This window comes from Streptomyces sp. NBC_01775 (assembly GCF_035917675.1).
In the GTDB taxonomy this organism is placed as follows: Bacteria; Actinomycetota; Actinomycetes; order Streptomycetales; family Streptomycetaceae; genus Streptomyces.
The window spans coordinates 691,061-711,626 of sequence record NZ_CP109104.1 but is presented as its reverse complement, the minus strand read 5'-3'; the positions used below and the strand labels follow the sequence as shown (position 1 = coordinate 711,626).

The 20,566-nt window shown below is 67.4% G+C and carries 18 protein-coding genes; 13 read left to right on the top strand and 5 right to left on the bottom strand.

Going from position 1 to position 20,566, the window contains the following annotated elements:
• Positions 1–6 precede the first annotated feature (6 nt).
• A complete protein-coding gene (locus tag OHB04_RS03475) occupies positions 7–1,491 on the bottom strand; it encodes an aldehyde dehydrogenase (protein ID WP_326686188.1) in 1,485 nt (494 codons plus the stop codon).
• 77 nt (positions 1,492–1,568) lie between these two features.
• The gene (locus tag OHB04_RS03470; protein WP_326806775.1) at positions 1,569–2,534 is read right to left on the bottom strand and encodes an NAD-dependent epimerase/dehydratase family protein; all 966 of its coding nucleotides are present in this window, start codon (positions 2,532–2,534) and stop codon (positions 1,569–1,571) included.
• Between the two features lie 383 nt (positions 2,535–2,917).
• Here OHB04_RS03470 and OHB04_RS03465 point away from each other — a divergent pair, with 383 nt between their 5' ends.
• From OHB04_RS03465 to OHB04_RS03405, 13 genes are all read left to right on the top strand, one after another.
• Positions 2,918–3,667 carry a FadR/GntR family transcriptional regulator gene (locus OHB04_RS03465; RefSeq protein ID WP_326686186.1) on the top strand — a complete coding sequence of 250 codons (750 nt, stop codon included), beginning with the start codon at positions 2,918–2,920 and terminating at the stop codon, positions 3,665–3,667.
• A gap of 401 nt (positions 3,668–4,068) precedes the next feature.
• On the top strand, positions 4,069–5,229 hold the full coding sequence (locus OHB04_RS03460; RefSeq protein WP_326686185.1) for an MFS transporter: 1,161 nt from the start codon (positions 4,069–4,071) through the stop codon (positions 5,227–5,229).
• Between the two features lie 116 nt (positions 5,230–5,345).
• Positions 5,346–6,089: an SDR family NAD(P)-dependent oxidoreductase gene (locus tag OHB04_RS03455; RefSeq protein ID WP_326686184.1), complete on the top strand. Its 744-nt coding sequence runs from the start codon at positions 5,346–5,348 to the stop codon at positions 6,087–6,089.
• Between the two features lie 23 nt (positions 6,090–6,112).
• Positions 6,113–7,324 (top strand): acetyl-CoA C-acetyltransferase, encoded by a 1,212-nt coding sequence (locus OHB04_RS03450; RefSeq protein ID WP_326686183.1) that lies wholly within the window; start codon positions 6,113–6,115, stop codon positions 7,322–7,324.
• A complete protein-coding gene (locus tag OHB04_RS03445) occupies positions 7,324–8,286 on the top strand; it encodes an NAD-dependent epimerase/dehydratase family protein (RefSeq protein ID WP_326686182.1) in 963 nt (320 codons plus the stop codon). The genes OHB04_RS03450 and OHB04_RS03445 overlap by 1 nt, the downstream gene beginning before the upstream one ends.
• A complete protein-coding gene (locus OHB04_RS03440; RefSeq protein WP_326686181.1) occupies positions 8,276–9,130 on the top strand; it encodes an aspartate/glutamate racemase family protein in 855 nt (284 codons plus the stop codon). The genes OHB04_RS03445 and OHB04_RS03440 overlap by 11 nt, the downstream gene beginning before the upstream one ends.
• A complete protein-coding gene (locus OHB04_RS03435) occupies positions 9,127–9,486 on the top strand; it encodes a carboxymuconolactone decarboxylase family protein (protein WP_326806774.1) in 360 nt (119 codons plus the stop codon). The genes OHB04_RS03440 and OHB04_RS03435 overlap by 4 nt, the downstream gene beginning before the upstream one ends.
• A gap of 65 nt (positions 9,487–9,551) precedes the next feature.
• On the top strand, positions 9,552–10,301 hold the full coding sequence (locus OHB04_RS03430) for an SDR family NAD(P)-dependent oxidoreductase (RefSeq protein ID WP_326686179.1): 750 nt from the start codon (positions 9,552–9,554) through the stop codon (positions 10,299–10,301).
• A gap of 75 nt (positions 10,302–10,376) precedes the next feature.
• A complete protein-coding gene (locus tag OHB04_RS03425; protein ID WP_326686178.1) occupies positions 10,377–11,156 on the top strand; it encodes an SDR family oxidoreductase in 780 nt (259 codons plus the stop codon).
• Between the two features lie 49 nt (positions 11,157–11,205).
• Entirely contained in the window at positions 11,206–12,780 is a 1,575-nt protein-coding gene (locus OHB04_RS03420; RefSeq protein WP_326806773.1) for a class I adenylate-forming enzyme family protein, read from the top strand.
• The gene (locus OHB04_RS03415; protein WP_326806772.1) at positions 12,773–13,567 is read left to right on the top strand and encodes an enoyl-CoA hydratase/isomerase family protein; all 795 of its coding nucleotides are present in this window, start codon (positions 12,773–12,775) and stop codon (positions 13,565–13,567) included. Before OHB04_RS03420 ends, OHB04_RS03415 begins: the two co-directional genes overlap by 8 nt.
• Before the next feature lie 147 nt (positions 13,568–13,714).
• Positions 13,715–15,052 carry an MFS transporter gene (locus OHB04_RS03410; protein WP_326686175.1) on the top strand — a complete coding sequence of 446 codons (1,338 nt, stop codon included), beginning with the start codon at positions 13,715–13,717 and terminating at the stop codon, positions 15,050–15,052.
• A gap of 31 nt (positions 15,053–15,083) precedes the next feature.
• Complete coding sequence (locus tag OHB04_RS03405) at positions 15,084–16,151, top strand: amidohydrolase family protein (protein ID WP_326686174.1); 1,068 nt, start codon at positions 15,084–15,086, stop codon at positions 16,149–16,151.
• 27 nt (positions 16,152–16,178) lie between these two features.
• On the opposite strand, the gene OHB04_RS03400 is transcribed toward OHB04_RS03405, so the two are convergent.
• Genes OHB04_RS03400 through OHB04_RS03390 form a run of 3 tightly spaced genes read right to left on the bottom strand, consistent with a single transcriptional unit; the run spans position 16,179 to position 20,302 of the window.
• A complete protein-coding gene (locus OHB04_RS03400) occupies positions 16,179–18,464 on the bottom strand; it encodes a (Fe-S)-binding protein (RefSeq protein WP_326806771.1) in 2,286 nt (761 codons plus the stop codon).
• Positions 18,465–18,495: 31 nt separating this feature from the next.
• Positions 18,496–19,458, bottom strand: coding sequence for an electron transfer flavoprotein subunit alpha/FixB family protein (locus OHB04_RS03395; protein ID WP_326806770.1), 963 nt, complete (start codon positions 19,456–19,458; stop codon positions 18,496–18,498).
• Positions 19,459–19,513: 55 nt separating this feature from the next.
• The gene (locus OHB04_RS03390) at positions 19,514–20,302 is read right to left on the bottom strand and encodes an electron transfer flavoprotein subunit beta/FixA family protein (protein WP_326686172.1); all 789 of its coding nucleotides are present in this window, start codon (positions 20,300–20,302) and stop codon (positions 19,514–19,516) included.
• Between the last annotated feature and the right edge of the window lie 264 nt (positions 20,303–20,566).

Sequence of the window (20,566 nt, the reverse complement as noted above, 5' to 3'; positions counted from 1 at the left end):
TTGTGACTACGCCCGCGGGTTGAAGGGATCCTTGATGGTGTTGCCGGTGTCGATCCAGGCGGTCTTGATCTCGGTGTACTCGTCGACGGCGTGAATGCCGTGCTCGCGTCCGAGGCCGCTCTCCTTGAACCCGCCGAACGGTGCGACATAGTTGACCTTGCGGTAGTTGTTGATCCACACCGTGCCGGCGCGCAGGCGCCGGATCATCCGGTGGGCCCGTGCGAGGTCGCGGGTCCAGACTCCCGCTGCCAGGCCGAAGCTGGTGTCGTTGGCGATGCGGACCGCGTCGTCCTCGTCGCGGAACCGGATCAGCGAGGCCACCGGTCCGAAGACTTCCTCACGGGCGATACGCATGTCGTTGGTGACCTCGGTGAAGACCGTCGGCTCGACGAACAGCCCCTTCTCCAGGGCCGGGTCGTCCGGGCGCTTGCCGCCGGCGGCGAGCACCGCCCCCTCGGCCTTGGCGATCTCGATGTACCCCAGCACCTTGTCGTACTGGGCCCGACTGGCGAGCGTGCCCATCTCGCTCGCGGGGTCGCTCGGATCGCCGAGCCGGATCTGTGCGGCACGGGTCGCGAGCGCCTTCGCGAAGTCGTCGTAGATGTCTTCATGGATCAGGACGCGGGAACCCGCCAGACAGGTCTGCCCGGTGGCGGCGAAAATCCCGGCCATCACGCCGTTGACGGCGTTGTCCAGATCAGCGTCGGGGAAGACGATGTTCGGCGACTTCCCGCCCAGCTCCAGCGACACGCGCGCCATCCGAGTGGCCGCGGTGGCCGCGATCTGCTTGCCGACTTCGGTCGAACCGGTGAAGGAGATCTTGTCCACCCCGGGGTGGGCCACCAGCTCGGCTCCGGTCTCACCGGCCCCGGTCACCACATTGACCACGCCGTCGGGGAATCCCGCCTCCTTGATCAGACGCGCGAACATCAACGTCGAGACGGGAGTCACTTCCGAGGGCTTGACCACCACCGTGCACCCGGCCGCCAGTGCCGGGGCCAGCTTGGCCATCAGCAACATCAACGGGCTGTTCCACGGCGTGATCGTGGCCACCACGCCGATCGGTTCACGGACCGTGAACGCCTGCATGTTCGGCACGCTGGTCGCCAGCGTCTCACCGGTCGGGCTCTCTGCCACGCCCGCGAAGAAGTAGCAGTGGTTCGCCAGAGCTTTGGCCTGATCGGCCACCTCGCGGATCAGCTTGCCGTTCTCACGCACCTGCACAGCCGCCAACTCGGCGGCGCTCTGCGTGATCAGGTCACCGAGCCGACGCAACAGCCCCGCACGCACCAGCGGAGTCGAAACCGCCCACGGGCCCTCCTCGAAAGCTCGCCGCGCCGCGGCCACCGCCGCGTCCACGTCGTCCGCGGTCGCCGCCGGCACTTCGGCCCAGTCCTCAGCAGTGAACGGACTCGTGCACCGGAACGCCGAGCCGTCGGCACTCGCCTGCCACTGACCGTCGATCAGCATCGAGAAGCTCTCGATCGGCATCTGGAACCTTCCTTTCTCGGGGTGTGCTCGTTATGCGGTACCCGGCTGGGTACGCGTGGCGGCCTGTGCGACGGCGGTCAGCGCGCGGTGGGTGTGACCAGGTCGCCGCTCAGGTGCCACTCCACGAAGGCGCGGAGGCCGTCGGTCATCCCCGTCTCGAGGATCCGTCCGAACACCGCGAACATGCGGTCCTGACTGACCTGCTGGTATCGCACCTGCTCGGGCTTCCAGTCGATCGTCGACGGGGCGCCCCCGGCCGTCCGGACGAGGGTGCCGAAGAGCTCGGTGGTCGTCACCGGCTCACCCACGATGTTGATCGCCTTCTCGTCCGTGCGGACGTGGAGCGCTTCCACGATGGTCTTCGCGGCATCGGCCACGTAGACGAGGTCGTGCAGGGCATCAGGTGCCCAGCGGACTTCCGGTCGTCCGCCGGCCCGGACTGCGTCGATGGCGTCCATCATCATCCCGCCCAGCGAGTTGTCCCGATTGACGCGCGGGCCGTAGATCGTGCCGAACCGTAGCGAGAGGAACTCGGGGCCACCGTTGTTGGCGTGGGCCTCGAGGTAAGCCTCGACGGCGAGCTTGCTCGCCCCGTACATGCCGAGTCCGCACCCTTCGGCCGTCTCGTGCTCGCGGTGTCGGAACGTGCGTCGTTCCCGAAACGCGCCGTACACACTGTGTGAGGAGCCGAACACGATACGGCGGATTCCGTGCTGGGTGGCGAGCTCGATCAGGTCGTAAGCCGCTACGACATTGACCTCGAAGGCGGCTCGCGGCCTGGCGGAGGCGGCCGCCGGCCGCAGGGCCGCGAGGTGCACGATGCTCTGGCAGCGCGAGACCACCGCTTCCATCGCCGCCCTGTCGCGAAGGTCGAGCTCGCAGACCTCCACGTCGGGGAGTGCGGCGAAGGAGGCCGAGCGGGCTGACCGCTGTGCATCCGCAGCGATGACGTGGTATCGGCCGGAAGTGCTCAGCAGCTCCACGAGGTGGGATCCGATGAAGCCGGAGGACCCGGTGACAAGGATGGTTTCCTTTGCGGTCACGGTGCGCCCTCCCAGTCGAACCTCGTCGGGAGTTCTGTCAGACACATGGGCAAGGCGTCCTCCGATGAATCGGCAGATCCAAGCGTGGCAGGTGGTGCGCCCTCGCGGAGCCGACGCATGACCGATGCCAAGCTGCGAGTGAATCTAGTCTCGAGTCTTCAGAGGGTCAACTGTCAGACATGAATCACCTCTGCCAAATCGGACTGACATCTGGCCAGTGATGACTAGCTCTTTGGTGTCTGGCGGCTCTGTCGCAGGCATCATCGAGGGGATTCTGTCGGTTATTATGCTTTTGTCCACTGTTCTTCTTGCGCTGAACTTGCCTGTCGTCTCGCGCGCGCACTTACCATGGCGTTAATGTCAGACGAGACGAGAGGCATGGCATGGCCGAGGTGGCTGGGGTGGGGTCGGGGCAGCAGTTCCAAGCGCGGCAGGTGACTCGTCCGCGTGATCAGGTGGAGCAGCAGATCAGGGAGGCGATCCTGCAAGGGCATTTTGCCCAGGGGGACAAGCTTCCGGCGGAGACTGAGCTCGCGAGGCAGTTCGGGGTGAGTCGTCCTACTGTGCGGGAGGCGCTCGGTGCGTTGGTGAGTGCCGGGCTGATCCGGAAGATCCCCGGGGTGTCGGGTGGGAGTTTCGTCAACACGGTGAATCCGGATTCGCTGAGTCGGATGCTCGGGGAGTCGGTGGACACGATTCTGCGCCTGGGCGCGCTGGATGTGCTGGAGTTGACCGAGGTCCGGCGTGTGCTGGAGGTCCCGGCCGCTCGTCTGGCCGCCCAGCACCGGACCGATGTGCACCTGGGGGAGCTCCGTTCGATCGTGGAGCGGCAGCGGACTACTACGATCGATGACCCGGGGATCCCGGGCTACGACTTGGCCTTTCACACCACGATCGGGCAGGCGTCCGGCAATCGCTTGTTGGCGGCGTTCATCGCAGCCGTGCACGATGCCACGCATCCGGCGCAGTTCCTCGATGTCACCGACGAGGTGGGCCGGCGGACGGTCAAGCAGCACATGGCGATCCTCGCCGCCATTGAGAGTGGGGACGAGGCTGTGGCCGCGGAAGCCATGGAATCGCACCTGGACTACGTCCTTCGCTACTCCACGACACTGCCCAAGAAGCAGGGCTGATATCGCGTAGTCCGCGCTGACGGGCATCGAGGGGGCGCGTGCGCCGTCGGCCGGAGTGCCCTGACCGGTCGGTTGGGGACCCGGGGCGGGTCCGGCCGGGTCACAGCCGCCCGAGGTGGTGGTCGGCAGGCCCGGCCTCGCATAAATAGCTCGCGCCTCGTGGAACTCGCGCCAAGGGATCCACCCTCCTGTCCGCAGCTGAAATCGGGTGTCGACAGCCATGCCCTTACACGGGCTTAATAGTTTGACTTTTAGGCTACTGTAAGCCCCTGAATCAGGGGCCTGGTGCTCCCTCGCTCCTCGGTGCCACGGCCTGAACCCTGCGGCTGCGCGCCTGCCTGCCGGCCCGGGCTGCACGTCCGAAGGAGCCGGCACGCGTGTTGCGATGGTTTCCGCGATTGATGATCGTCACCGCTGTGGTGCAGATGGTCGTCTACGGAGTACGACCCCTGCTGTCCTACGAGGCCCTTGCGCTCGACGCGGGTCCGCGCGACCTCGGTCTGCTGACCGCATCGTTCTCCGTGCTGTCCCTCGCCGCCGCGGTGCCCATGGGGCGCGCGGTCGACAGGTGGGGCGAGCGCCAGTTCCTGATCGCGGGCCCGTTCGTCATGGCGGCGGTCTCGCTGGCCCTGCTCATGCCCCAGCGGATCGCGAGCCTGGTGGTCGTGAGCGCCATGCTGGGCCTCGGCCACATGGGGGCCTCGGTGGGCATCCAGACCCTGATCGCGCGTACAGAGGATCCCGCAGTCCGCCACAGCCGCTTCGCGGCCTTCACCATCGTCAATTCCGCCGGCCAGTTGCTCGCACCGGCCGCAGCAGGACTGCTGGCCAGTGGTGTCACCGGTGCGCACGCCACGGCCGGTTCCTTCGCCGGGGGCAGGGCGTACATCGCGGCCTCCGTCGTAGCCGTCATCGGACTGATGGCAGCCCTGGGTCTTGGATTGTCCCGCAGGGGTCGCAGCGGTCCGCAGCGCGGTGGTGTGCGGTTGCCGCCAGGAGGCTTCCGTACGGTGATGAGGGTGCGGAGCATGCCCAACGCCTTGCTGGCCAGTTTCACCGTACTGTCCGCCGTCGACCTGCTCATCGTCTACCTCCCGGCCTATGGCGCGGCGCGAGGGCTGTCCGTGCAGACCGTGGGTCTGCTCCTGGCCGTGCAGGGCGTAGCGTCCTTGGTGGCTCGTGTCGGCATGCTCCGGCTGATCCGCCGGCTGACCCGGCGTCGGCTTCTGACTCTCAGTATGGTGGCAGCGGCAGCCGGGCTCGCCGTGCTGCCGCTGGTCGACTGGCTGCCGGGGCTCTATCTGCTGATGGTCGTCATTGGCTTCGGGCTGGGCCTCGGACAGCCGATCACCCTTTCCTGGGTGGCCGATCATGCCCCGGACGGGCTCAAGGGCACCGCGATGAGTGTGCGGCTGAGCGGCAATCGGCTGGGTCAGACCCTCGTCCCGATGGCGGTCGGTGCGGTGGCGGGGTCGGTCGGCCTCGCAGCCGCGTTCCTTTCGCCCGCCGTCCTCCTGGTCACGGCGGGCTTCTTGGTCTTCCGGTCGCGGCTGCGCGACTGACTCCGTTTCCGGGGTGCGCTCTCGCATCTGACGATCAGCAGGTCGGCAGGTGTGTCCTTCAAATAAACTTCGGTCATATTCTTGACAGTCAGTTTTATGTCAGACATCTTTTGGTCATGCCTACACAGGTCGCCATCATCACGGGTGCGGGTCGAGGACTCGGCCGCTCCGTCGCCCAGGGGCTGGCCCGCCGCAAGGTCGCCGTCGTCCTTGCCGGACGCTCCCTCAAGCACCTGGAGGAAGTCCGGGACGCCGTGCTCGACGAGGGCGGGGCCGCCATGGCCGTGCCGACCGACGTGTCCGACGCCGCCTCGGTGGAGGGCCTCTTCGAGACATGCCTCTCTGCATACGGGCGCCTTGACGTGCTGGTCAACAATGCCGGAGTCACGGCTCAGGTCGGCCTTGCCGACATGACCGAGGACGAGTGGGACCGCATCTTCGACATCAACACACGAGGCATGTTCCTGTGCAGCCGAGCGGCAGCGCGCGTCTTCGCCCCGGCGGGTTCCGGCCGGGCGATCAACATCGCCTCAGTGTTCGGACTGCTCGGCCGGCCCGGGTTCACCGCTTACGGCGCGTCGAAGGGTGCCGTGATCAACTTCACCCGTGCGGCGGCAGCGGAGTGGGCGAAGTTCGGAGCGCAGATGAACGCCGTGGCACCCGGCTACTTCGCGACAGACATCAATGCCGAGCTGCGTGACGACGAGGGCGCTGTCGCCAAGGTGCTCAGAAGGATTCCGGCGCGTCGTATGGGCCGCCCGGAGGAGCTCGCCGGCCTGGTGACCTACCTGTCTCTCGACGCCCCTGACTTCCTGACGGGGCAGACGATCGCCATCGATGGCGGAGAGTCCAGCGTCTGACCACGTTCCGAAGGAGTCGCAAAATGTTCGAGGCAGTCATCTGTGAACCCGTTCGCACCCCGGTCGGGCGCTACGGGGGCGTCTTCAAGGACGTCCCGGTCACCCACCTGGCCGCCACGGTGGTCAAGGGCCTGGTCGACCGCACCTGCATCACCGCCGGCGACATCGACGACGTCGTGTTCGGCCAGGGATATGCCAATGGAGAGGCGGCAGCCATCGGCCGGATCGCGGCACTGGACGCCGGCCTGGACATCACCGTCCCCGGCCTGCAGATCGACCGGCGGTGCGGATCGGGACTGCAGGCCGTGCTCTACGCCTGCATGCAGGTCGCGACAGGCGGTTCGCAACTCGTGCTCGCCGGTGGCGCCGAGAGCATGAGCCAGGCCGAGTACTACATCCCCGGCATGCGATGGAACCAAGGCCGCCAGCCGCAGCTGCTCGACCGTCTCGCGCAGCCGCGCAGCAACTCGGGCGGTCGACGCTTTCCCGTGCCCGGCGGAATGATTGAAACCGCCGAGAACCTGCGCGCCGAGTACCAGATCAGCCGCACGGAGCAGGACGAGTGGGCGGTCCGCTCGCACGAACGCGCCGTCAGCGCGATGGAGCGGGGCCTCTTCACGGACGAAACGATCCCGGTGGTGGTGCCCGTCAGCAAGGGCGCCGACACGACCGTGGAAACGGACGAGCATCCTCGGCCGGGTACGACCGTCCAGTCACTCTCCCGCCTGCGACCGATACTCGGCAACGCGATCGAAGGCGCGACCGTGACGGCCGGCAACTCCAGCGGGCAGAACGACGCGGCTGCCGTCGCCATCGTCACGACGCCGCAGCGGGCCGAACAACTCGGGCTGCGTGCCTACGCCCGGCTGGTGAGCTGGTCCCTCGCAGGGGTGGAGCCACACCGCATGGGGATAGGCCCGGTTCCCGCGGCGCGCAGAGCACTCGAACGTGCCGGACTCCAGTGGTCGGACCTCGACCTGGTGGAGCTCAACGAGGCCTTCGCTGCTCAGGTACTCGCTTGCCTGCGCGAATGGAAGCTCACCGAAAGCGATCTGGAGCGGGTCAACGTCAACGGTTCGGGGATCTCCCTCGGCCACCCCATAGGCGCCACCGGCGGGCGCATCCTCGCCAACCTCCTGCACGAACTCGAGCGTCGCGACGCCCGCTACGGAATGGAGACCATGTGTATCGGCGGAGGCCAGGGCCTCGCCGCGATCTTCGAGCGAGTCGAGTGATGTCGCATCGACGCGTCCTGGTCACCGGCGCCGCGGGGTTCCTCGGTTCGCACATCGTCGAGCGACTCAGCGTGTCCGGCCGCTACGACATCGTGGCCACGGACGTGGTCCGCACCGAGCCCGCCGAAGCGCTGGCCGACCTCGAGCGCGTCGAGTTCACCGCCATGGACCTGCGTGACACCCCGGCACTCGAGGCGGCCATGGCCGGATGCGACATCGTCGTTCACCTGGCCGCCGTGAGAACCCAGACCGCCGCGGCGTCGCCCCGGGTGGCTCACGACGTGAACGTCGGCGCCGCGTACGACCTCCTGAGCCTGTCCGCCCGTCTCGGGGTGGAACGCCTGGTGCTCGGCTCGACCCACAGCGTGTACGGGTCCTTCAGCGACCCCGCCGCACCGGCTTTCACTGAGGACCAGGCGTCCATTCGCCGTGGCTTGAGCATGTACGCGGCGAGCAAACTGGCCGCTGAGGCCCTCGCCGAGGCCTTCGCGAACGCCGGTGGCGCGCCGTACGTGATCCTCCGGTACGGCACCATCTACGGACCTCGGGCCAACCGTGACTCCAACGCCGGCATTCTGATCGACATCCTCGACGCGATCGACCAGGGCCGACGGCCTGCAGTGCCCTGGAAGCGGGACGCCGTGCACGCCCTCGTCCACGTCGACGACGCGGCGCTGGCCACCGTCCGTGCCATCGAGGCAGCCAATGTCGAGCGAATGGCAGTCAATGTCGTCGGGCCCCCGGTCACGGCGGAGGAGCTCTACACGGCGCTCGTGCGCGTGGGCGGTGGTGACCCGGCCGGTATCCACTGGCGCGAGGAGCGCACCAGGTACCAGTACGTGAGCTCCGCGCGGCTGGCGTCGGAGCTCGGCCTCGTCACCACGACCGACCTGACCGACGGCCTTCGAGAGTTCGTCGAGTGGTATCGCCAATACGTCAAGAGCGTCGACCATGACCAGTGATCGGAAGACGAAACCTGTGACCCGCATCCTGTATCTGAGCCTGTCCAACGCGACATACTCGTCGAACTACTTCCCGTTCCTGCGCCGGTACATCGATGGCTTCGTCACCGAGGGCACCGAGGTCGAGCTGCGCGGGGCACGGGTGGGGCGGATCGACAGTTTCCGCTTCTTCGAAAGCCTGGACTCCGTGTCGATCCTGGATTCCGTGCTGGACGCGGAGCAGTCGGGCTTCGACGCGGTCGCGATCGGCAACATCCTCGACCCGGCGCTGCGCGAGGCCCGCTCCATGGTCGACATTCCCGTGCTCGGGCTCGGTGAGACGTCGATGATGACGGCATGCCTCATGGGCAGCCAGTTCTCGCTGGTCGGAGTGAACCCCTACTTCGGTGGGCGCTTCGAGGAGAACGTCGCCAAGTACGGGCTGCGGGAGCGGTTGGCCGGCATCGAGTGCATGGATCTCACGCCGCACGAACTGGACGCCTGCTTCTCCGACGACGAAGGCCGGCAGCGGGCCACCGACTCGTTCCTGGCGGCGGCTCGAGCGACCCTGGCGCGTGGTGCCGAGGTCATCATCCCGGCCGGCGGTCGCGTAACGGCCTTCCTCAACTCCATCGGCCTGCGAGAGGTGGACGGCGCGCCCGTCCTCGACGGCACGGCATCGCTGCTGGCCATGACGGAGTCGGCCGTACGGATCGGCGCCGCGACGGGGTCCTTCGTCAGCCGGCGACGGTTGTACGCCAAGGCCCCTTCCGAGGTGATCAGGTCTGCCGCCGCCGAATACGCAGAGAGCTACGGGCTGCCCGCCCTCGGGCGGCTGGCCGAACCGGAAGAGGAGGAGCTGTGACCACGAGCAACCCTGACGGGCCGCCGGTCTACCCCTTGAGTAGGCAGGGCACCTTCGTGTCGAACCTCGACCGGCTGAGGCAGACCTCGGACGCCGTGGCAGACGCGTTCCGCGGTATTCGACGTGCCGCTGACGCCCACGGCCCCCTGGAGGCGAAGCAGCGTGAGCTCTGTCTGCTGGCCGGGTTCGCCGCGACCCGCAACGAGGGTGGGTTCCGAGTCCACTGCACCCGCGCGACGGAGGCCGGCGCGACCGTGGAGGAGGTCGAGCAGGTCGTCATCCTCATGCTCGGCACCACCCTGGGACTCGTCCCGGTCGTCGAAGCGCTCAGCTGGGCGCGTGACGAACTCGGATAGGCGAAAGCCACGACCGGCAACTCGCACCAACGACTTTTCGGACGCAGGAACCGACTGGAGGAGACATGGCCGACGTGAATGAGCCCAAGCGAGCTCTTGTGGTGGGCGCCGGTTCCGGCATCGGCCGTGCCACGGCTCTGCGCCTCGCCGAGCAGGGCGTCACCACAGCCGCAGCCGACCTGAACTCGGAGGCCGCCCAGGAGCTGGCCGAGAAGCACGAGAACATCGTCGCCCTGGGCGATGTGTCATGGGACGCAACAGACCCCGAGGCCTGTGAGCGCATGCTCGAGGAGGCCGTCGGCGTCCTCGGCCGGGTCGACCACGTGATCTCCACCGTCGGCTGGACGGCCATCACGCCGTTCCTCGAGGAGTCGCCGGAGTACTGGCGACGGATCATCGACGTCAACCTGATGTCGAGCATCTACCTCTCCGCGGCGGCGGGAAGGGTGCTTCGCGATCACGGCGGGAGCATCGTCCTCACCTCGTCTGAGGCAGGGACGGTGGGAACGTCGGGGGAGACCGTCTACTCCGCGGCCAAAGCCGGAGTCATTGCGCTTGTCAAGTCACTCGCCCGGGAGTGGGCACGACACGGCATCAGGGTGAACGCGGTAGCTCCGGGAATCACGGCGACGCCCCTGCTCGAGAGCCAGGGCGGGGATTCCCTGCTCGCCGGCATCGTCCGGCACGTCCCGTTGCGCAGGGCGGGCGAGCCCGAAGAGATCGCCGCCGCACTTGCGTTCATGGCACTCGACGACGCGAGCTACATCACCGGACAGACCCTCTGCGTCGGCGGCGGTCTGACCATGGGGTCGTGACCGGCCCAGCGGCATACCCGGAGTGCCGCGCGGCCCGCGCGGCGCGTACCGACTACTCCCGATGGTGAGGACACGATGGAACTGACTGGCAAGACGATCGTCATCACGGGGGGTTCTCGTGGCGTGGGGCAGCGACTGGCGCTCCGCCTCGGTCGCGAAGGTGCCAATGTGGTCGTGAACTATCGGCGTGATGCCGATGCGGCGGACAAGACCGCCGCCCAGATCGAGCAGTCCGGCGGCACAGCCCTCGCGGTGCAGGCCGACGTCTCGGACACCGAGGCCGTCGAGGCGCTCGTCGCGACGGCGGCTGATCGTTTCGGGAAGATCGACGTCATCGTCGCGAACGCCGCCGCCAGCGCTTTCAAACCGCTGACAGAGATCCACTCCCACCACATCGGCAAGACGATGGGGATCACGGTCCAGGGCTTTCTCGACCTGGCCCGTGCCGCCGTCGAGCACATGCCGCCGGGCGGGAGGATCGTGGCCGTCTCGGGGTGGGACAGCTTCCGTGTCCTGCCGGGCCACGGACTCCTCGGAGCCGCGAAGGCCGCCATGGAGACGATCGTGAAGTACTTCGCGATCGAGCTGGGCGCGCGGGGAATCACCTCTGTCGGAATCTGCCCGGGGGCGATCGACACCGACTCCTTCCGCTTCTACGCCGGTGAGGCGTGGGAGGAATACGAGCGCCAGTGGCTCGACATGACGCCCTCCGGCGCATACCCCACGCCCGAGGAGGTCGCCGAGATCATGGCGTTCCTCTGCTCGCCGCGCAGCGCGCCCATCAACGGCCAGACGATCGTCGTCGACGGTGGTCTGTCGCTCGCCACGATGCCGATGTCCTTCCGGCAGGACTGAACAGGTGGTGACAGCCATGAATGTCGCGGCACAGACGGTTGTCCAGCTCATGAGCCAGATCGAGCGTCGACCCCGCGATTCCGTCGCGGTTGAGGGGGTCGGCGGTGCTCGGCGGATCACCATCGCCGATCTGACCGAGGCGTCGAACCGCCTGGCCAATGCCTTCGCCGGCCTCGGGCTCGCCGCGGGCGACCGCGTCGCGTACGTCGCGCAGAACCACGTCGACTACGTCGTGCTCGAGTTCGCGCTGCTCAAGGCCGGACTGGTCAAGGTTCCGCTCAACCATCGATTCGCCCCCCACGAGCTCCGTCGGTGCATGGAACTCGCCGACGTCCGGCTAGTGGTCGCGGACCCTGGTGCGGCTGCGTCGATCGACGAGGTCGTCGAGGGGGACGAGCCCATCAAGGTCGTCATGGGAAAGCGGCCGGGCTGGCGTTCGTTCGACGCAGTGGTGACCGACGGGGCGCCGACGCGACCGCGGGTCCACGTCGGACCCGACGACCTCTACCACATCAGATTCAGCTCAGGCTCGACCGGAAAGCCCAAGGGCATCGCCATCTCGCACCGCGGGGCACGCGCGGCGATCCTCGGGAACACATGGGTGATGAGCACGAGCGGGCCGACGCTCGCTCCTCGCACGTTGCAGGTAGCGCCGCTCGCGTACGCCGCAGGGTGGAGCGTCCTGCCCACTCTGCTCTGCGGCGGAACGAACGTGGTCCTCCCGCGGTTCGACGCCGACGAGACGCTGCGGACGGTCAAGGAAGAGCGGATCGACTGGATGTTCGCCGTCCCGACCATGCTGCGCCGGATGAGTGCCTCCGGCGAACTCGCACAGCTGCGTGACGCGCAGCTGTCGTGTCTCATGCTGGCCGGGGAGCCCGCCGCCGTCCCGGCGCTCGAGACCGTGAGCGACTACACGGACGCATTGGTCCAGTGCTGGGGCCAGACCGAGGCACCCGCGTCCACCACACTGCTGAGCCGCCAGGAGATGAAGTCGCCCGCGCTGTGGCCGTCGATCGGGCGGCCCGTCCCCGGAGTGGAGTTCTCGCTGCTCGTCGGCGGTGAGGTGCTCGACGAGGTGGCTCCGGGAATCCAGGGGGAGCTGGTGATCCGCACTCCGAGTATCACCACCGAGCTCATCGGTTCGGAGTCCGAGCACGCCGACCGCCTTCTTTCGGAGGGGTGGTGGCGAACCGCGGACCTGGCCCACTTCGACGAGGAGGGGCGCGTCTTCATCGTCGGCCGCGCGAGCGAGACGATCATCACCGGCGGCACCAATATTCAGCCCGTCGAGATCGAACGCGCTCTTGAGGAACACCCAAAGGTTCGCGAGACCGTCGTCGTCGGCGTTCCCGACAAAGAGTGGGGCGAGACCCCGGCGGCACTGGTCCACGCGCCTGACCTCGACGCACTCACCGCTGAGGACCTGAACGACTGGATGCGCGGCCGACTGGCCGGGTTCAAGCGTCCACGCCACGTCTACCTGTCGGCCGACCCGATTCCACGGGCTTCCGGTGAGTCGAAGATCGCGCGTGGCGACATCAAGCGAATGGTTCGCGCCTGGGTCGATGACCCTGGCCGCGTCCCTCCCAACGTGACAAAGGTGGTGAACCCTCGTGGATGAGGTCGTCGTCGACGGGACGGACCTGGTCGGTTCGGTGCGGCTCAATCGCCCGCACCGTGGCAACTCGGTGACACCCGCCGTCGTCACCGAACTCGGTGAAGCCGTCCAAAGACTGTGTGACACGGACAGTGTTCGCGCGGTCGTGATCACTGGAACCGGCCCCGTGTTCTGTGCCGGCGCCGACGTCAGGGAGATGCACGACGTCTACGACGGTGAAGGGCCCGACGGTCTGATGGACTACCTGGCCGATGTGTGGATGCCGGCCGTGCAGCGGACCGTCCGTAGCATCTGGGGGGCTCCGAAGCCGATCGTCGCCGCCTTCAACGGCGCTGCCACGGCCGGGGGTCTCGACTTCGGCCTGGCCTGTGACACCCGCGTCGCCGCGTCCACGGCGCGATTCGCCGAGAGCTACGTCAACCTCGGCATGGTCCCCGTCGCCGGGGGAGCCTTCCTGCTCCCTCTGGTCGCGGGCTTGCCCGCCGCCACGACGCTGCTGGCATCGGGAGCGTTCGTCGACGCTGCCCGGGCCCTCGAACTCGGCATCGTGAGCGAGGTGTGCGCGCCCGAGGAACTCGACGCGAGGGCCCGCCAGTTGGCATCCGACCTGGCCCATGGCCCCGCTGAGACGTTCGTCCGGGTCAAGCGTATTGCCCGCGGCCCGTCGACACCGGCCTTCGAGGTCGCCCTGCGGGAGAGCCTCGAGGCGAACATCGCACTGATCGCCCGCCCGGAAGTCAGGAAACGCATCCTTTCCGTCATGGAGCGGTTCAGCCTCTCGAGCCGCTGACACCACTGAGCGGGCTGAACGCCATGAGCGTCGCGCCTGCCTGACCATGAACTCCCCGCCTGTCGCATGTTGCCGACCGGCGGCCGGTTCGAGCTTCCTCAAAACCTCGACACGGGGCGATCCAGCTCCAGGAAGAGAGGATCCGTCATGGCCGCAACCAGGAGCGGTGCGCCGCAGAAGAACAGCTTGCGCCAGCTCGGCGCTGCTTTGTTCGTCGGTACCACTCTGGAGTGGTATGACTACTTCGTCTACGGCGCTGCCGCGGCACTCGCTCTGAACAAGCTTTTCTTCCCCACCTACGACCCGACAGTCGGCACCATCCTCGCCTTCGGAACCTTTGCGTCGGCCTGGATCACGCGTCCGCTCGGAGCGTTCATCTTCGGGCATCTCGGTGATCACATCGGCCGTCGGCGCGTGCTGTACCTGACGCTGATCGGCATGGGAATAGCCACCATCGGCACGGGCCTCCTGCCGACCTATGAGGCCATCGGCGTCTGGGCGCCGGTTCTCCTGATCGTCTTCCGCATGGTGCAGGGCCTGTCGGCGGGGGGCGAGTTCTCCGGCGTGGCCACCATGTCGATCGAGCACGCCCCCGCCGAGCTCCGAGGCCGCTACAGCAGCTTGGCTCAGATGGGCATCCCGGCAGCGCTCATCGGGGCGAACGCGGTCAGTCTCCTTGCCTACCACCTGCCTGACGAGGCCCTCTACTCCTACGGGTGGCGCATTCCGTTCCTGGTCAGCGGTCTGATCTTCCCGGTGGCCGTTTACATCCGGAGCAAGCTCCACGAATCTCCCGCGTTCGTCGAGGCACAGGAGACCGACGCCCTTGTCCGGCGCCCCCTGGTCGACGTCGTCAGGGGGCATTGGCGCACCATCCTTGCTCTCATGTTCGCCAACGGTGCGATGGGCGCTTCGTTCTACGCCTACGGCACCTACGCGGTGAGTTATGCGACCGCCCAGATGAACCTCTCGCGTACGGTCGCGCTCCTATCGGTCCTCCTGGCCGGGCTGGTCCACATCACCTGTGTCGGCGTCGTGGGGTGGTTCTCGGACACGATCGGGCGGATGAAGATCTTCGTGGCCGCCCTGGCGTTCCTGGTCATGGCGCCGTTCCCGGTCTTCGCCCTGATCAACACCGGTGTTCCGGAGCTCTACGTGCTCGCGATCGCGGTCGCGCTCGGCGTCGGCCACGGTTGCGCCTGGGCGGTGGCAGCCGTGTTCTTCACGGAGCTGTTCCCCCCCGAGCTGCGATACAGCGGGTCAGCCATCAGCTACCAGGTCTCGGCCGCGCTCCTCGTGGGCCCGGTCACCATCGTGTGCGAAATCCTGGTCGGCGCGGCCGACGGGGCTCCCTGGTACGCGGCCGGCTTCCTGTCCCTCATCTGCGTCGCCGGCCTTGTCGGCGCGCTGCTGCTCCATCCTGCCGCGAGGAAGTCCGCGGCCGCAGCCAAGGACTTCGTGCCGGCCCAGGGTGCCTCTCTTTAGGAAATGACCCTCATGGCCCGAGGAATGGGGCGTGGCAGTGGATTCACGGTTCTTCAGGAGCTCTTCTTCCGGGCGGCCTTCCGAATACGGTGCGATCTACCAACCGGATGACGCGTGGCTCGCACTGACGGCACCAGAAGTGGTCCAGGAGCCGGAGCTCGTCATCGTGGACGCTCATCATCACCTGTGGGAACGGCCGTACCCGTACCGTCCGCAGGACTTCACGGCCGACCTCGCCTCCAGCCATCGTGTTGCCGCCACGGTGTACGTCGAATGTGCGGTGGGCTACCGGACCACAGGGCCCGAGGCGCTCCGGCCGGTCGGGGAGACGGAGCACGTCGCCAAAGTCGCGCGAGATATCCAGGCCCAGGAGCATGCGCCCCAGGTCGCGAGTGGCATCATCGGCTTCGCCGACCTGGGACTCGGGGAAGCGGTCGAGGAGGTACTCGAGAGCCACATCGACGCCGGTGAGGGCCGCTTTCGAGGCATCAGGTTCGGCACGGGCCGGGACGACAGTCCCGTGATCGAGAATACCCAGTCGGCCAAACGGCCCAACATGCTCGCGGAACGCCAGATTCGCGCGGGCGCACGCGAACTCGAAAAGCTCGACCTGTCCCTGGACGTCTGGCTCTTTCACACGCAGCTCTCGGAGGTCGCCGAGCTGGCCGATGACTTGCCCGGCCTCCGAATCGTGCTCGACCACTGCGGTGGCCCTCTCGGCTACGGGCCGTATGCCACGAACAAGGAGGAACACTTCGCCCGTTGGCGCGAGGGTCTCCTGGAAGTCGCACTCCGACCGAATGTCGTGTGCAAGCTCGGTGGGCTCCTCGCCCGCGGTGCTGCATTCGACTATCTGAACGCGCCGGTCCCCCCTGCGTCCGGAGAACTCGCCCGTACGTGGGCACCGTGGCTCGAGACATGCGTCGAAGCGTTCGGTGCCGACCGATGCATGTTCGAGAGCAACTTCCCAGTCGAGAAGATGGGGACCAGCTACACGACGTTGTGGAACGCGTTCAAGGCAGTGGTGTCCTCCGCTTCGGACGACGAAAAGCGGTGGCTGTTCTCCGAGACCGCCCGGCGCACCTACCGGCTCGTCTGATCGACGCCCCCGCGTTCTTCGCCTGCTTCACCGGGGCGCCGGCTCCGCTGAACCGTCGTCCTGGACCGGCGTCTTGACGGAATCCAGCAGGAGCTGGGCCACGTCCACGACGGTGATCGACTCCTTGGCCTTGCCGCCCGCGGTGGAGCCGCCGTCGGGTGCCGCCTTCTTGCCGTTCACGGAGTCCGTGAGCATGACGAGGCAGAACGGGCAGGCCGTGGAGACGATGTCCGGGTTCAGCGACAGTGCCTCGTCGACGCGCTCGTTGTTGATGCGCTTGCCGATGCGCTCTTCCATCCACATGCGGGCGCCACCCGCACCGCAGCAGAAGCCGCGTTCCTTGTGGCGGTGCATCTCCTCGGTGCGGATGCCCGGGACGCTGGCGATGATCTCGCGCGGGGGCGTGTAGATCTTGTTGTGGCGGCCCAGGTAGCAGGGGTCGTGGTAGGTGATGATGCCCTCGACCGGCGTGACCGGGATCAGCTTGCCCTCGTCGACGAGGTGCTGGAGCAGCTGGGTGTGGTGGATGACCTCGTAGTCGCCGCCGAGCTGCGGGTACTCGTTGCCGAGCGTGTTGAGGCAGTGCGGGCAGGTCGCGATGATCTTCTTCGCCGTCTTCGGCTTGCGCGACTCCTCGGTCACCTTGCCGTCGTCGTCGTACTCCTCGCCGAAGGCCATGTTGAGGGACATGACGTTCTCCTGGCCGAGTTGCTGGAACAGCGGCTCGTTGCCCAGGCGGCGGGCCGAGTCACCCGTGCACTTCTCGTCGCCGCCCATGATGGCGAACTTGACGCCCGCGATGTTCAGCAGCTCGGCGAAGGCCTTGGTGGTCTTCTTGGCGCGGTCCTCCAGGGCGCCGGCGCAGCCGACCCAGTACAGGTACTCGACCTCGGTCAGGTCCTCGATGTCCTTGCCGACGACCGGGACATCGAAGTCGAGCTCCTTGAGCCACTCGAGGCGCTGCTTCTTGGCCAGGCCCCAGGGGTTGCCCTTCTTCTCCAGGTTCTTGAGCATCGTGCCCGCCTCGGACGGGAACGCGGACTCGATCATCACCTGGTAGCGGCGCATGTCGACGATGTGGTCGATGTGCTCGATGTCGACGGGGCACTGCTCGACGCAGGCGCCGCAGGTGGTGCAGGACCACAGGACGTCCGGGTCGATGACGCCGTTCTCTTCGTGCGTGCCGATCAGCGGGCGCTCGGCCTCCGCCAGAGCAGCCGCGGGCACGCCGGCCAGCTGCTCCTCGGACGCCTTCTCCTCGCCCTCCATCGTCTTGCCGCCGCCGGCCAGCAGGTACGGCGCCTTGGCGTGCGCGTGGTCGCGCAGCGACATGATCAGCAGCTTCGGGGAGAGCGGCTTGCCCGTGTTCCACGCCGGGCACTGCGACTGGCAGCGCCCGCACTCGGTGCAGGTGGAGAAGTCCAGCAGGCCCTTCCACGAGTACTGCTCGACCTGGGAGACGCCGAAGACGTCGTCGTCGCCCGGGTCGGTGAAGTCGATCGGCTTGCCGCCGGACGTCATCGGCTGCAGGGCACCGAGGGCCGTGCCGCCCGTCGCCTCGCGCTTGAACCAGATGTTCGGGAACGCCAGGAAGCGGTGCCAGGCCACACCCATGTTGGTGTTCAGGCTGACCGTGATCATCCAGATCATGGTCGTGCCCAGCTTGATCATCGCGAAGAAGTAGACGAGGTTCTGCAGCGCGGCGACGCTCAGTCCCTTGAAAACCAGGACCAGCGGGTACGAGGCGAAGTACGCGGCCTCGTACCCCTCCACGTGGTGCAGCGCGCCCTCCAGGCCCCGTAGCACGTAGATGGCCAGGCCGATGGTGAGGATGACGTACTCGACGAAGTACGCCTGGCCCATCTTCGAACCGGTGAAGCGGGACTTGCGGCCCCGGCGCGACGGCAGGTTCAGCAGGCGGATCACCATCAGCGTGGCGATGCCGACGGTCGTCATCGCGGCGATGAACTCGATGTAGAGCTCATAGGAGAGGAAGCCGCCGATGACCGGCAGCGTCCAGTCGGCCTGGAACAGCTGGCCGTACGCGGTGATGATCGTCGGCGGCAGCGTCAGGAAGCCGATCGCCACGAACCAGTGGGCGATACCGACGATGCCCCACCGGTTCATGCGCGTGTGCCCGAGGAACTCCTTCACCAGGGTCACGCTGCGCTGGTAGGGGTTGTCGGTCCGGGTGCCTGCCGGGACCGGCTGTCCCAGCTTGAAGTACCGGACGAACTGGCCGATCGCGCGTGCGAGCAGCGCGACGCCGATCACGGTCAGAACCAGCGACACGATGATCGCGGCGAGTTGCATGGATAACGCCTTCCGCCTTCTCGTAGGGGGGTCAGCCCTTGCGGGTCCTGATCTCCTCGGTGAGGGCCGGGACGACGTCGAAGAGGTCGCCGACGATGCCGTAGTCGACGAGGTCGAAGATCGGGGCCTCGGCGTCCTTGTTGATCGCGACGATCGTCTTCGAGGTCTGCATGCCGGCGCGGTGCTGGATCGCGCCGGAGATGCCGGAGGCGATGTACAGCTGCGGAGAGACGCTCTTGCCGGTCTGGCCGACCTGGTTGGAGTGCGGGTACCAGCCCGCGTCCACCGCGGCACGCGAGGCACCGACGGCCGCGCCGAGCGAGTCGGCCAGCGCCTCGATGATCGCGAAGTTCTCCGCGCCGTTGACGCCACGGCCGCCGGAGACCACGATCGCGGCCTCGGTCAGGTCCGGACGGCCCGTCGACTCGCGCTGCGTACGGCCGGTGACCTTGGTGCCGGTCGCCGTGTCGGAGAACGTCACGTTCAGCGCCTCGACCGCACCGGCGGCCGGGGCGGGCTCCACGGCCGCGCTGTTGGGCTTGACCGTGATGACCGGGGTGCCCTTGGAGACACGGGACTTGGTGGTGAAGGACGCGGCGAACACCGACTGCGTGGCCACCGGGCCCTCGTCGCCGGCCTCCAGGTCGACGGCGTCGGTGATGATGCCGGAGCCCAGACGCAGCGCCAGACGGGCGGCGATCTCCTTGCCCTCCGCGGAGGACGGGACCAGCACGGCGGCCGGGGACACGGCCTCGTGCGCGGCCTGCAGGGCGTCCACCTTCGGTACGACCAGGTAGTCGGCGTACTCGGCGGCCTCGTGGGTGAGGACCTTGACCGCGCCGTGCTCGGCGAGCGTGGCGGCGGTGTCGGCGGCGCCGTTGCCCAGCGCGACGGCGACCGGCTCGCCGATGCGGCGGGCCAGGGTCAGCAGCTCCAGGGTGGGCTTGCGGACGGAGCCGTCCACGTGGTCGACGTAGACGAGAACTTCAGCCATGGGACTTCTTCTCTCCTGCTTGCGAAAGATGAGGGGCGGTCAGCGAATGCCGGGCTCAGATGAACTTCTGGCCCGCGAGGAACTCAGCGAGCTGCTTGCCGCCCTCGCCCTCGTCCTTGACGATCGTGCCCGCGGTACGGGCCGGGCGCTCGGCCGCGTTGTCGACCGTGGTGTAGGCACCCTCGAGGCCGACCTCCTCGGCCTCCAGGTCCAGGTCGGACAGGTCCCAGGACTCCACCGGCTTCTTCTTGGCCGCCATGATGCCCTTGAAGGAGGGGTAACGGGCCTCGCCCGACTGGTCGGTCACCGACACGACCGCCGGCAGGGAGGCCTCCAGGTTCTCCGAGGCGGCGTCGCCGTCGCGGCGGCCCTTGACCGTGCCGTCCTCGACCGACACCTCGGACAGCAGGGTGACCTGCGGGACGCCCAGGCGCTCGGCGAGCAGCGCGGGGACGACGCCCATGGTGCCGTCGGTGGAGGCCATACCGGAGATGACCAGGTCGTAGCCGGCCTTCTCGACGGTCTTGGCCAGGATCAGCGAGGTGCCGATGGCGTCGGTGCCGTGAATGTCGTCGTCCTCGACGTGGATCGCCTTGTCGGCGCCCATGGACAGCGCCTTACGCAGGGCGTCCTTGGCGTCCTCGGGGCCCACCGTCAGAACGGTGATCTCCACGGCGTCGTCGGAGTTCTCGGAGATCCGCAGCGCCTGCTCGACCGCGTACTCGTCGAGCTCGGAGAGCAGACCGTCCACGTCGTCCCGGTCGACGGTCAGGTCATCGGCGAAGTGCCGGTCGCCAGTGGCGTCGGGCACGTACTTCACAGTGACAACGATCCTCAAACTCAACGGACATCCCTTCGCGTTGATCAGTATCCGAGGCTGAGGTAACAGAGAAGCATATTCTTTACAGGAGTCCAAGAGTTTGACAATTAGACTTCTAGGAGAATAGTGCTAGGTTGTATAAATCGGCGGTGCGGCCGGAAGGCCGGCGACGCCTTTGGACGCGCCTGACAGAGCCGGGCGCGCCCCACGTCAGGTGCCATCGCCGGGGCGCTGCAGCGGATCGAAGACACAGCCGTGAAGCCCTCTCACCTGGCGCGAAGAACAGTG

Excerpts from the sequence above, each read along its gene's own strand:
- OHB04_RS03475 (WP_326686188.1), bottom strand. The coding sequence starts at position 1,491 with ATGCCGATCGAGAGCTTCTCGATGCTGATCGACGGTCAGTGGCAGGCG.
- OHB04_RS03465 (WP_326686186.1), top strand. The coding sequence starts at position 2,918 with ATGGCCGAGGTGGCTGGGGTGGGGTCGGGGCAGCAGTTCCAAGCGCGG.
- OHB04_RS03460 (WP_326686185.1), top strand. The coding sequence starts at position 4,069 with ATGATCGTCACCGCTGTGGTGCAGATGGTCGTCTACGGAGTACGACCC.
- OHB04_RS03455 (WP_326686184.1), top strand. The coding sequence starts at position 5,346 with ATGCCTACACAGGTCGCCATCATCACGGGTGCGGGTCGAGGACTCGGC.
- OHB04_RS03450 (WP_326686183.1), top strand. The coding sequence starts at position 6,113 with ATGTTCGAGGCAGTCATCTGTGAACCCGTTCGCACCCCGGTCGGGCGC.
- OHB04_RS03445 (WP_326686182.1), top strand. The coding sequence starts at position 7,324 with ATGTCGCATCGACGCGTCCTGGTCACCGGCGCCGCGGGGTTCCTCGGT.
- OHB04_RS03440 (WP_326686181.1), top strand. The coding sequence starts at position 8,276 with ATGACCAGTGATCGGAAGACGAAACCTGTGACCCGCATCCTGTATCTG.
- OHB04_RS03430 (WP_326686179.1), top strand. The coding sequence starts at position 9,552 with ATGGCCGACGTGAATGAGCCCAAGCGAGCTCTTGTGGTGGGCGCCGGT.
- OHB04_RS03425 (WP_326686178.1), top strand. The coding sequence starts at position 10,377 with ATGGAACTGACTGGCAAGACGATCGTCATCACGGGGGGTTCTCGTGGC.
- OHB04_RS03420 (WP_326806773.1), top strand. The coding sequence starts at position 11,206 with ATGAGCCAGATCGAGCGTCGACCCCGCGATTCCGTCGCGGTTGAGGGG.
- OHB04_RS03410 (WP_326686175.1), top strand. The coding sequence starts at position 13,715 with ATGGCCGCAACCAGGAGCGGTGCGCCGCAGAAGAACAGCTTGCGCCAG.
- OHB04_RS03400 (WP_326806771.1), bottom strand. The coding sequence starts at position 18,464 with ATGCAACTCGCCGCGATCATCGTGTCGCTGGTTCTGACCGTGATCGGC.
- OHB04_RS03395 (WP_326806770.1), bottom strand. The coding sequence starts at position 19,458 with ATGGCTGAAGTTCTCGTCTACGTCGACCACGTGGACGGCTCCGTCCGC.